This is a genomic window from Singulisphaera acidiphila DSM 18658 (genome assembly GCF_000242455.2).
GTDB lineage: Bacteria > Planctomycetota > Planctomycetia > Isosphaerales > Isosphaeraceae > Singulisphaera > Singulisphaera acidiphila.
In genome coordinates this window covers 7,784,002-7,796,221 of record NC_019892.1, presented here as the reverse complement: position 1 = coordinate 7,796,221, position 12,220 = coordinate 7,784,002, and the positions used below count along the sequence as shown (strand labels likewise).

At 62.0% G+C, this 12,220-nt stretch carries 9 protein-coding genes; 6 read left to right on the top strand and 3 right to left on the bottom strand.

All coding sequences use genetic code 11. The features are described 5' to 3' along the window. Positions 1–118: 118 nt before the first annotated feature. Positions 119–2,098, top strand: a complete 1,980-nt coding sequence (locus tag SINAC_RS30405; protein WP_015249392.1) for a TolB-like translocation protein — start codon at positions 119–121, stop codon at positions 2,096–2,098. 224 nt (positions 2,099–2,322) lie between these two features. Here the strand turns inward: SINAC_RS30405 and SINAC_RS30400 are convergent, their stop codons facing one another. Further along, complete coding sequence (locus SINAC_RS30400) at positions 2,323–3,483, bottom strand: M28 family metallopeptidase (protein ID WP_015249391.1); 1,161 nt, start codon at positions 3,481–3,483, stop codon at positions 2,323–2,325. A 177-nt stretch (positions 3,484–3,660) separates the two neighbouring features. Here SINAC_RS30400 and SINAC_RS30395 point away from each other — a divergent pair, with 177 nt between their 5' ends. Continuing rightward, positions 3,661–3,999, top strand: a complete 339-nt coding sequence (locus SINAC_RS30395; protein WP_015249390.1) for a hypothetical protein — start codon at positions 3,661–3,663, stop codon at positions 3,997–3,999. A 224-nt stretch (positions 4,000–4,223) separates the two neighbouring features. Here SINAC_RS30395 and SINAC_RS30390 read toward each other — a convergent pair whose 3' ends face one another. Beyond that, a complete protein-coding gene (locus SINAC_RS30390; protein ID WP_015249389.1) occupies positions 4,224–5,381 on the bottom strand; it encodes a M20 family metallopeptidase in 1,158 nt (385 codons plus the stop codon). 514 nt (positions 5,382–5,895) lie between these two features. Here SINAC_RS30390 and SINAC_RS30385 point away from each other — a divergent pair. The 4 genes from SINAC_RS30385 (at position 5,896) to SINAC_RS30370 (ending at position 11,454) form a co-directional block, all read left to right on the top strand. Next, a complete protein-coding gene (locus SINAC_RS30385) occupies positions 5,896–7,353 on the top strand; it encodes a KamA family radical SAM protein (RefSeq protein ID WP_015249388.1) in 1,458 nt (485 codons plus the stop codon). A gap of 11 nt (positions 7,354–7,364) precedes the next feature. Continuing rightward, a complete protein-coding gene (locus SINAC_RS30380; protein WP_015249387.1) occupies positions 7,365–8,405 on the top strand; it encodes a D-alanine--D-alanine ligase family protein in 1,041 nt (346 codons plus the stop codon). Continuing rightward, a complete protein-coding gene (locus tag SINAC_RS30375) occupies positions 8,402–9,454 on the top strand; it encodes a D-alanine--D-alanine ligase family protein (RefSeq protein ID WP_015249386.1) in 1,053 nt (350 codons plus the stop codon). The genes SINAC_RS30380 and SINAC_RS30375 overlap by 4 nt, the downstream gene beginning before the upstream one ends. 251 nt (positions 9,455–9,705) lie before the next feature. Continuing rightward, positions 9,706–11,454, top strand: a complete 1,749-nt coding sequence (locus SINAC_RS30370) for a histone deacetylase family protein (protein ID WP_015249385.1) — start codon at positions 9,706–9,708, stop codon at positions 11,452–11,454. Positions 11,455–11,577: 123 nt separating this feature from the next. Here SINAC_RS30370 and efp read toward each other — a convergent pair whose 3' ends face one another. Further along, on the bottom strand, positions 11,578–12,141 hold the full coding sequence (efp, locus tag SINAC_RS30365; RefSeq protein WP_015249384.1) for an elongation factor P: 564 nt from the start codon (positions 12,139–12,141) through the stop codon (positions 11,578–11,580). Between the last annotated feature and the right edge of the window lie 79 nt (positions 12,142–12,220).

Genomic DNA, 12,220 nt, shown 5'->3' with positions numbered 1-12,220 from the left:
AGGCGGGGGGGCGGAAGTTTATACTCAGGGTCGACGCGAATGTGGGCAAAGGCCTGAGCATCCTCCTCATTCCGGTGGATTCCGCCATCGGCGAGTTCGTTTCCAGAGAGTGAGCCCAATGCGACTTCGTGTAGCAGGCTTGTTGGGTCTGGCCCTGGCCGTCTCGCTCGGATGCGTCCCCGCGCCGGTCCTCTGGTCGTCGGAGGGCCGATGGCTGGCCTATACGATGGCCGTTCGCTCCGAGGAGGTGCGGCTCCTCCCACCCGGATGGCTTTACAGCGTCAAGCCCGGTCCCGAGAGTGAGCAGCTTGGGTGGAGCACCTCGACCGATCGTCCCGCGGCAATTCTCTATCGGCTCTGGACCACCCGTCCCGATACAGGCGATTCGGTCTTGCTCGAAGAATCGCGGAATCCCTTGACTGCGCCCGTTTGGAGGGCCGACGGCAAAGCGATCGCGTTCGGCCGGCTGATCTCCGAGCCCGACGGACGGCTCCGGTTCGAAGTCGTCGTTCAAGACTCTCCCGAAAACAAGCGGATCATCTCGCGGCAGGCGCAAGTTGAGGCTGGCCTTCGTCCGGCCGATCTTCCCGGCCTGACCCTGGCCTGGAGTTCGGACGGCCGTTACCTCGCCATTCCTCTCCTTCAGCAGACGCTTGGAATCGCGATCATTCGGGTCGACGACGGCCGGGTTCTCAAAGAGATTCCCGACGCGTGCTTACCGTCGTGGTCACCGGACGGAACCAAGCTTGCATTTCTCCGAGGGGCCGACCTCCAGTCATTGCATTATCTCGACACCAATTTCGGAACGCCTCGCCACCTGGCCGACATCGGCCAGGCTTGCCAGCCGCCAGTCTGGTCGCGTGACAAGCGGTCGGTCATGGTTGTTTCGCGACGGAAGGCGCGGCCGCCGAAAGAACCCGTGGGTGCGGTCACCGCGCTCCTTAGGATCTCGATTGATGGGGGAGTCAAGGAAGACCTGACGCTTCCCGCCGACCCGCGCGAGGGAGTTCGTCCGGAACTGGGGACTTCTTTCTGCTTCGATCAAGACGAGGAAGCCCTCTTCTTTTCGGACGATGCCGATGGCGACCAGTCGATCGTTTGCTGGTTCTTGCCTCGGGGCAAGGTGGTTCATAAAAAAGACAACCCGATCGACTTCACGGTTCGGCTGAGCTCATTCGCGGTCACTCCTGGCGGCAAGACACTCGGCTTTCGAGCAGGTGGGCCTGCTTTTTTCGCACCACCGGGTTTGTGGGATCTCCCCACCGGCCGGTTCACGCCCCTGATCCCCGATGACTCGGCGCGTCTGGAATGGATCGCCACTTTGGTCGCCTCGGCGCGACAGCTTCTACTTGGCGGACTTCCCGCGGTCGCGCGAGAGAACGGGCGTTCGATCGAACGGGCCACCTCGTTGCCGATTCCAGGAGAACTTGCCGAGAACCACCCCAGCACGGTGCGGCTTCGGCGGTTGGGCCGGTTCGGGAAATCGCTCTGTGATCGCCCCTTTGATAAGGCGGAGGTCAAGCCGGCGACGCATGATCAGGTTGATGAGGCACGCCTTTTCTTCGATTACCTCCGGGGTGACTACGATGCGGCGCTTCGCTCGCTCGAGTCGCTGGAGGCTCGAGCCACCTCCCCCGATCATCGCCTCCGGCTGGTGAGCCTCCGGGCGCAAATCTTCCTGGGAAAGGGGCAGGAGGAGCGGGCTGAACGAACGATCGAGTTCCTTCAGTCACTCGAACGAAAGGCGCCGCAGCGTTTTGAGATGACGCCGGAGGGGCCGGCGCTGACAGTGGAAGACGCGCCGAACCAGGGTTGGCCCGACTACCTCGCCTTACGGGCCAAGGATTGGGTCAAAATGTCCGGAGGTCGGCCAGCGATGAACCTCGATCGTCTTGTCCCCGAAGCGGTCGGTCCTCGCGAGCTCGAGGCCATGCCGTTCGCGCGTGACAACGTCCTGGAACTCCGAGTGGATGAGGTCCCGGCCGTGATCGAGCAAGAGAACGCACCGCCTCGGCTTGTTCCCGTCGAGCCGGGAGCGCAACCGAAACGACCTCCTCAACCCATGAGACTTCGGCCCGTGCAGCGCCCTCCGTTCTGAGTGCCTGTCTCGGAAGGTCAGGCTTCACCGGGGAAGAGAGACGTTTGGGTGCCATGGGTTCCGAGTACGGAACCCATGGCATCCGGAAGATCATCAACAACTCCGGTGCAATTCGCCTTCGGGGACAGACTTCTGAAGAGGATTCAACGGCCTGAAGAAGTTCGCTTGCCTCAGAAGTCCTGACTCGTTTCAAAGCTCGTGCGAGTCCAGCAAGTTTTGAAGCCTCAGAGGATCGTGATCAGCACGAGCCGGGCGACGTTGACCATCGTCGCCCGTTCCGTCGACGTGATCGAGCCGCGCTCGACGATCGCGTCGAGCGTACGCACCGTGTTGTTCAGCAAGTACAACTGGGCCACGCCGATCTTGAACATCTCCTGGTTCTCGAGCAGGGAACGGAGGATATCACGGACGGTGGCGACCTCTCCGATCGTGTTTTCCGGGGCCTGAATCCAGGTGGGCATCGTGGGGGCGGAAGCCGCCTGAAGGACCAACTTGTGGATGACCTGGCTGATCGCCTCCAGCTTGGGATAATTCAAGGTCTCGGGGCGATCGTCAGGCGTGTGATAGGTGGGGTTCTCGCCGGTGCTGAAGAAGAGGTAGGGGATCTCGCGAGCCCGGAACGGACCGTAGTCGCTCCGGTCCAGGACCAGGAGGTCGGTCCCCAGCATACCGACCTTGAGCGGCCGCTCTTTTGCCGCCTGGTCGATCCAAGGGCGTAGCCCCGGGGCATGTTCGCTCCCCATGACGAAGACGTAGGGGTCGCAGACTCCCCCTAGTGATCGCCCGATCATGTCGGCCGTGATGAACAGGGAGATCTGCTTCAACGGCACGGGCGAGTGTTCGACGAAGTAGCGCGAACCGTATAGGCCGATCTCTTCGAGGTCGAAGCCGATGAACATCAGGCTTCGCTTCGACGCCTCGGGCGACTGGGCGATCGCCCGCGCCACTTCGAGCATCATGGCGACTCCTGAGGCATTGTCGTCGGCGCCGGGGTAAAGCCGGCCTTCGCGCACGCCCAGGTGGTCGAAATGGGCGGCGAGGACAATCCACTCGTCACGGAGCTTGGGGTCGGATCCGACGATCCTGGCGCCGACATTTTGGCCGAGAATCCGGCCCGGTTCGTTGTCGGGGATGGGCTGTGTGTATTGGCCGTCGAACAGCGGCTCGAGTTTCAAGGCGCGGAACGCCTCGACGAGGTGTTGAGCCGTTTTCCGTCCCCCCTCACCGCTTCTTCCCGCGAAGGCAGGGGAGGCGAGCGTTTTGACCTCGGCGCGCAATCGCGCTTCCTCGGGCCGAGGCTCTTGGGACTGCGATGCCGAGGGAGCCATCGCGAGTACGGAGAAGGCCAATGCCAGACCCAGTCGACCGATCCCTGTCATCATCATTCCGGCGACCTGCGCCGTCCTTTTGTTCCGGGGATCGATTCCAATCCCCCAGGTCTTTGTGAGTTGAAGAACCGGATCCATTCGACCCAAAAAAAATGCGAATCCGCCCGCACCGCGGCAAAACGGGTGGCAGATTAGAGGCGGTAGCGGATCGCTTTCTCTACACGGAGGTGGATCATGACACGTTCCTCATGGATCAAGGCGTTTGTCTTGGCCGCGGCATTCGCCGGGGTTGGCGGCGTCGAGACGGCCAAAGCTCAGGACTGGACCAACTACCTGCACTGGCCATACGTCCCGCCCCAGGTTCCCGGCAGCGGCGCCGATTACAACGGACTCTACGACAAGTTCTACGTATACCCCAAAGAACAGCGAATTGTTCCGCAGATCCAGGGACCCTTCTACCGGAATTACTACGGTGGTCGGCGCACGCTTGGGTCCCGCCATCCTCACGGCTGGCACGATTGGGACAAGAAGAAGTTCTACCAGGGCCACCACTTCATTCTCGACGTCTTCTGATCGCAGACCCGTTTGTCGGGAGCGTTCTTCGGATCGTTTGTCGACTCCTGGGACCGCAGGCCCCTCGCCCGCATTCTGGTTTTCGACCGAATGGATGACAGTGTCCCAGGCTTCCGAAAACCGCCCTTTCCTCGACTTAATGGTTTAAGATTTTCTCGTGGGGCGGGTGCCTTTCACCCGCCTCGACGAGATTCTTTTTTTTCACGACCTGCGCGTGGCATCGCTCAGCCGAGTGCCAAAGCAATCTGATAATACGCGTCGACGGCCGTTTGGACCTGGTCGAGCTCGATCCACTCATCCTTCGTATGGGCCTGCGCAATATCGCCCGGCCCGATCACCAGGCAGGGCAGACCGGTCTGACCGAGGGGACCAGCATCGGTCCCGTAGGGCACCCCCGCAAGCTCGGGGACTCGCCCCGACGCTTCACCGACGGCATGGCGCACCCGAGCCACCCAGCCGTTTTCGTCGCCCACTTCCTGTGAGAGGGGGGGCATATTGACCCAAGGGGGAAAGAATTCCCAGGTCACCGAATCTCCCAAGCGATCGCGAAGGTAGGTCTGCACTCGCTGGTAGCAGTCGGATGGGGCCTCGCCCGGGATGATCCGGCGGTCGACCTCGATCTCGCACCAGTCGGGGACGACGTTGACGCTCAGGCCCCCTTCGATCCGGCCGACCGAGAGGCTCGGAGGGCCCAGGATCGGGTCGGGCGTGGCCTGTGAGAGCATGTCGGCGTATTCCGAGAGCGCACCCAGCAACTCGCCCATCCGGTAGATCGCATTGATGCCGAGCTTGGGGGTGGAGCTATGGCAGGCAACCCCCTTGGTCCGAATCTTCCAGCGAACCGCCCCCTTGTGGCGGTGGACGATGTCGAGCTTGGTTGGCTCTGCGACGATTGCGTAGTCGGCCATTCGGGGAGAAGCGGCGAGTTGGGAGGAACCGATGTGGGTGAATTCTTCATCCACGGTGCAGGCCATGACGACCGAAGCCGAATTGGCGGGACGCTCCTTGACGAGCCGGGCGAACGCTTCGAGCATGGCCGCCATGCCCCCCTTCACGTCGCACGATCCTCGGCCGTAGAGCCGACCGTCCCGAATCTCCGGGACAAACGGCGAAATCGTCATCCCGTCGGTCGGGACCGTGTCCTGGTGGGCGTCGAAAAGCACCGTCTTCCGGTCGTGAGGCGACTTGTAGCGGGCGATCAGGTTGTCGCGCCCCGGCGCGACAGTTCGCCGTTCGTAAGGGACTCCCAGCGACTGGAACCAATTCTCAAGGTAGTCGGACATCCCACCTTCGAGAAATCCTTTGCCCTGGAGCGGACGACCCATCGGATTGACGCTCGGAATCGCAACGAGATCAGACAGCAGGCGAGTCACGGCGTCCACAGGTTCGGCTCCGAACGGGAGGGTCGACAATCGAGTGGTTCATGTCCAGCGGCGCTGGGACGAGCGCACGGTCGCTCAGCGAACTTTCCGGCAATCTTACTCGCCAATGGTGCCCGCGTCACCCCGCGGGTCATGAAACCCGCTCGAGAATCGAGTCGGCTCCCCAAGAGACCTGGCAAGCCTCACCGCACTCCCATTGCGCGGTTGACAACCGGGTTTGAGAACGATTCAGGGGAATCCACGGGGCGCGGCTTCGAGCCCTGCGTTCGGGACTCGTCTCGGTCATTGTCAGATCTCTTCAAAGAACCACGAATTTCTCCTGATGCGAGAAGGCATGGCACGCCGATCGCTGAAGGTGTTTCGAGGCGTGAGTGAGAATTTGCCAATTCTTGTTGAACTCCCGAGATGATTCCTCTTGCCTCGTTTCATTGATTGCTTAGAATCCCACAGACCTTTCAGGGAGCGGACATTCGTCTGAACCCTACTACTCTCATTTTTGAGGGTCAGGACCACGATGGGCGAGCCGAGTAGCTCCACGAGCACAGCCGTCACCATCCCAGATGCGGTCGAGGTTGCTGATGGCGACGAGCCTCCCAGTTCGACGCCGCAACCCACCCCCCGCCACCCCGTCTGGGCCGACGTGCCCGACGCTGATTGGAATGACTGGCACTGGCAGTCGCAACATGCCGTCCGGCACCCCCGCCAGATTCTCGATCTCATCCCCTTCACCGAAGCGGAGCAACATGCCATTGAGTCTCTTCAGGCTCAATACAAGCTTGCCATCCCGCCGTATTACTTCTCCTTGATCGATCGGTTCGACCCGCTCGATCCGATCCGGCTCCAGTCGGTTCCCTCTCCCTTGGAAATGACCGGTGCGGAGGGGGAGGAGGATCCGCTCGACGAAGACAAGGATTCTCCCGTCCCGGGCCTCACGCATCGCTATCCCGACCGTGCCCTCCTCGTCACCACGCACGTCTGTACGATGTATTGCCGGTTCTGCACCCGGAAACGCGCCACGATGAAACGGGGCGGCTGGGATTCGGTCTCGCGCAGTGATCAGCGAATGGTCGAGTACGTCCGCGACCATCCTGAGATCCACGACGTGATCGTTTCGGGAGGAGATCCACTCACCCTTCCCCTCGAGAAGCTTGCCTACTTTGTTGAGAGCCTGAGCGCGATCCCGCATCTTGACGTCATCCGGATCGGTACTCGCGTGCCCGTGACCTTGCCGCAACGGCTCGAAGACAATGATCTTCTTGATATCCTTGAATCTTCCGGCAAGATCTGGATCCAGACGCATTTCAACCATCCTCGGGAAGTGACGTCGGAATGCCGACGCGCCTGCGATCGCTTGCGGATGCGCGGGCTGCCGATCAACAACCACGCGGTCCTTTTGAAGGGGGTCAACGATAGCCTCGCCACTCAGCGCGCGCTTTGCCGGGCCCTGCTTCGGATCAAGGTGAGGCCGTATTACCTGTTCCACTGCGATCCGGTGACCGGGGCAGGGCACTTTCGTACCCCGGTCTGGAAAGGGATCGAGATCATTGAAGGGCTTCGTGGGCACATCTCGGGCCTGGGCGTGCCCACCTACGTTGTCGACGCCCCTCGAGGGGGGGGCAAGATCCCGTTGATGCCCAACTACTTGCTCTCAGCCACCAACGACTCGGTCGTCCTGCGCAACTACGAGGGGATGATCGTTAACTATCACCCCACCGGGGAACCCCCTTTGAAGCAGGAAGTGGTCGAGACGCAAGGGGTGAGCGCCTTGCTCGAAGGGCAGGCGGAAGTCCTCATCCCCGAGGGAAATCCGCGCCTGAGCCGGCGACGAGCCAGGGGGATCGCCAACGGGCTTAGCAACGGTCACGGACCCCAGGGGCCAAGTCCGAAGAAGTCTCCCGGTCGGTCTGGAAACGGACGCGCTGGCGGGGCCGCGTCCAACGGAAATGGCCAAGGTCACACTCCGGCCCTCTAAGGACTCAGGCATTGAGGATCGGAATCGCCTTCGACCTCGTGCCGGTTGTCGCCTCGGCTGACGGGCCCGACGACCGGTACGAGGAGTTCGACAAGCCGCAAACGATCGAGGCCCTGGCTGAGGTGCTTCGGGCTGATGGGCACGACGTCGTCCTGCTGGGCGACGGTCGTGCGTTGCTCCATCGCGTTCTCGCCGATCCTCCCGACTTCGTCTGGAACCTCGCCGAGGGGGAAGGGACGGGGCGGAACCGAGAGGCTCGTGTCCCGGCCGTGCTCGAGATGCTCGGAATCCCTTATTCGGGGTCCGACCCACTGACGCTTGCCGCTGCGCTCGACAAGGGAGTCGCCAAGCGGCTGGTCGCCGATTCGGTCGCCGTACCCCAAGGGGTTGCCTGCGCCGCCGGCCTTTCATCAACTCAAGTGAAGTCCTTGTTGCGCACCTCGAAAGTCACTGAAGGATCCCATCAATGGATCGTTAAACCCTGTTTCGAAGGCTCGAGCAAAGGAATCCGCGCGCGTTGTCTCGCTGATACCCATGACGAAGTTATCGAACTTTACCAGGTTCTCTCACGCGATTATGGCCAGCCTGTCTTGATCGAGGAGTTTATCGCGGGGGAGGAAGTGACGGTCGGGATCGTCGGCAACGGGGACGGTGCCGAGGTGATCGGGGCGATGAAGATTCGGCCGAAGACGCCCAACGATCGCTTCGTCTACTCGATCGAGGTGAAACGCGACTGGGATGATCGCGTCGAGTATCAGACGCCGGCTCAGCTTGCTCCCAGCGTTATGACGAGTCTGATTCGGTCGGCCCTCGGCTCTTACGAAGCCCTGGGCTGTCGCGACCTGGCGCGGATCGATTTTCGGATCCGCGATGGCGTCCCTTACTTCATTGAAGCCAACCCGCTCCCTGGTCTGGCTCCCGATTGGAGCGACCTGATCATCCTTGCCCGGGGGATGGGAATCGGCTATGCCGACTTGATCCGCAAGGTTCTCCGCGTGGCTTTGACCCGTGCCGGGTTGGCGTCGGCTTCAAGTGCGGGAGTGAGTTCGTGACCTCGGTCCGGCTGAAGGTCGCTGTCCTCTACAATGCGCCGGTCTTGCCGCCGGAGCACCCGGACGCCGTCTCCGAGTCGGATGTTGTCGGGGTCGCTCAGGCCGTTGTTGCCAGTTTCGAGGCCCAGGGATGGGACGCGAGGTTGCTGGCGGCGAGTCCCCCCGTGGTCGACGTGCTCCACAATCTCGACCGGCTTGCTCCGGACGTTGTCTTCAACCTGATTGAAGGTTTCGGGGGTTCGACGGCTGCCGCGACGCACATGACCGGCCTCCTCGAACTGGCCGGCTATCCCTACACCGGCTCACCGTTGGAGGCATTGGCGCTCTGTGTCTCCAAGGGGCGAGCCAAGTGCCTGTTGCGCGGCGCTGGTTTGCCAACGGCCCCTGGTTTTGTGATGGAACTGGGTGCGTCAGTCCCAAGGTGGGACTGGTCAGGCCCGGCGATCGTCAAGCCGGACGCCGAGGATGGCAGCCTCGGGATCGATCAGGCGAGCGTCGTGCTCGACTGGAATTCGGCGTGTGCCCGCGTCGCCTGGATCCATGCGACGTATGGTGGCTCAGCGCTGGTTGAAGCCTACTTGCCTGGCCCTGAATACAATGTAGGGGTGCTTGCCCTTCCGGAGCCTGTGGCCTTGCCGATTGCCGAAGTCGCTTATGAGTCGGTGGAAGGAACCTGGCCGATTTTGACTTATGCGGCCAAGTGGTCCGTCGGATCGGCGGAGGACCGCGCAAGTCCCGTCTCTTGCCCGGCGAGGATTGAACGCGAACTGGCCGAGAGCATGGCGGGGTTGGCCGTCTCGGCGTTCAAGGTGACCGGCTGCCGTGACTATGCTCGGGTCGACCTTCGACTTGATGGCCGTGGCGAGCCCATAATCCTGGAAGTGAACCCGAACCCCGATATCGGACCGACCGCGGGTTGGGCGCGAGCGTTGCGGGCTTCCGGCCGAGACTACGCCGCGACTCTTGCCGCGTTGGCGAGCCAGGCCGTCGAACGGGCCAGGGCGACCGGGGCGCCGCTTCGAGCACCTGATCTTGGGAGTCGGGGTTGAAGCTAAGGCGTCTCGGCGAAGAGGTCCGACTCAGTACGATCGAAAATCAAGGGATCGAGGATGGCATCGACAGCAATACCCGCGTCCGGGCCGTTGGAACTGATTTTAAGCAGGTAGAAAAAAAAAGAGGGGCGCCCCGGCCCAGGCGTTCCCCCACGGGGGCCGAGCACGGAACTTGTGGCTTGCGGGCTCCCGCTTGGAATTGGGCTCAAATCGGCCTATATTTGAGATAGGCCCTTGTGGGGGCCGCTATGTTTCGGATCAGCCATGTCCTTGGCGTTCACCGCGATTACGATCGCCGCTGCATTGCCGAGATCCAGACCCTGTTTCAGGCAGCGTTTCCTGACCTCGACGTGGGTGACGACTACATCGCCCGCAAGATCGGCGACCAGACAGGCCGGGGTTACCCGACGATCCTCCTCGCTGCCCACGGGCCCGGGGATGAGGTTCTCGGGTTCGCTCTGGCCGATTACTTCGACTCGATCGGCTTTGCTTATCTCGACTTCATCGTGGCCCAGGCCGAGCGCCGAGGGCGCGGGCTCGGGGGAGCGCTCTACGAGGCGCTTCGAGAAGACCTGATTGCGCGCGGGGCTGCGGGCCTCTTCTTCGAGGTGCCGACCGACGACCCTGGGCAGGTCCCCGAGTCTTCCTTTCTGAAGATGAACAAGTCCCGGCTGAAGTTTTACGAGCGCTATGGAGCGCTCCCCATTGTGGGCACGCTCTACGATCAGCCGATTCGTCCCGACAATCCGGCCGAACCGAGGCTGCTCTACGACCCCTTGCAGAACACGAAGCCGTTGGATGCGCCCGAGCTTCGCCAGGCAATGAAGATGATCTTGACCGAGCGATATCACTACGACTCGGATGATCCCTACGTCCTGGAGCTCATCGCCTCCGTCAAGGACTCACCGGTTCGCTTGCGCAAGCCGCGCTACATCACTCCGAGTGATAAGAAGCCGAAGATTCCACGTCGGCTCCAGCCGCTCAAGGTCTTCTGCTCGTCGCGGCATGCGCTCCATCATGTGCGCGAACGCGGCTATGTCGAACGCCCTGCGCGGGTGGATGTCATCCTCAAAGCGCTCGACTCCCTGCCCGACGTCGAGCGGCTCCCGGTCCGTAATTTCGGCGAGAAGCCGATCCGGGCCGTTCACGACACCGACTTCGTCAACTACCTCCGCAACTTCTGCCTGGACATCCCCGAGGGGGAGATGGTCTACCCCTACGTCTTCCCGATCCGGAGGACCGACCGGCCCCCGCACGACCGGAGCCGGAGAGCGGGCTACTATTGTATCGATACCTTCACGCCTTTAAGTCGCGACGCCTACAAGGCGGCCCGGGCGGCGGTGAATGTTGCACTCTCGGGCGCGGAGGCGATCCAGGCGGGGCATCCGCTGGTCTACAGCCTTTGCCGGCCTCCGGGCCATCATGCTGAACGCGACACCTACGGGGGTTTTTGCTACTTCTGCAACGCCGCGATCGCCGCTCAGTATCTTGTCGCGTCATTCGGTCGGGTGGCCATCCTCGACATCGACTATCACCATGGCAACGGCGCTCAGGATATCTTCTATCAACGATCCGACGTCCTGACCATCTCGATCCACGGTCATCCCAGCTTTGCCTATCCCTACTTTTCGGGGTTCGCCGATGAGATCGGCGAAGGACCCGGTAAGGGATTCAACCACAACATTCCGCTCGCCGAGGATACGCACGACGGCCGCTATCTCGAAGCGCTCGATGAGGCGCTCGCGATGGTCCGCAAGTTCAAGCCCGAGGTCCTCGTCGTGCCGGTCGGCCTCGATATCGCCAAGGCTGACCCGACGGGCACCTGGAGTGTGACCCCCGACGGCCTTTTCGAGATCGGCTACCGGATCGGCGGCATGAAGTTGCCCACACTCCTGGTTCAGGAGGGGGGGTACAATATCCGATCGCTCGGGCGGAATGCCACCCGGATGCTGACAGGGGTCTGCGCTGGGGTGCTTGGACGCACCCGCCGTCGCTGATTCGACCTCTTTGACGAGGCGGACGGCCTGTCGTCTTGGAGGAAACCTTGGCCAAGGCGGGCCGCCGGGATGAATCCCGAAGGGCCGCCTGGCCGCTGTTCGCCGTTTCCGGCCTTGTTCCTTTTACTTGACGCGCTCGACATACTCGCCGGTCCGCGTGTCGATCCGGATCTTTTCACCGGGACCGATGAACGGGGGGACCTGGACCTTCAGGCCGTTCTCGAGGATCGCCTCTTTGTACTGGTTGGTCGCAGTGGCGCCCTTGAGGGACGGCGGCGTATCGGCCACGGTCAGGTCGATCGAGGCAGGGACCTCGACGGAGACCGGCTTATCATCGACGTACATGACCTGCACCTTGCTGTTGGGCAAGATGTACTGCATCGCCGTGCCGAGAATCTCGGGCGGGAAGCTCAACTGGTCGAACGTCTCCGACTCCATGAAGACGTGCTCGTCCCCCGACGAGTAGAGATACTCAAATTGCTTGGTCTCGACATAGGGAACTTCGATCTGGTCGACCGACCGAAGCCGTTTGTCAATCAAGGCTCCGCTATTCATGTTGCGGAGCTTCGTCTGGACCATGGCGCGAAGGTTGCCGGGGGTATGGTGGGCGAAGTCGACGACGACGAAGTTGGTTCCTTCGATCGTGATCACCATCCCCCTACGGATGTCAGTGGCCTTGATCATCATGGCGTTGTGCGTTGCCCCCGGAGAGAAAGACCCGATATGAGCCACTCAAAATAAGCGGACAGAGCGAGCGCAACATGCT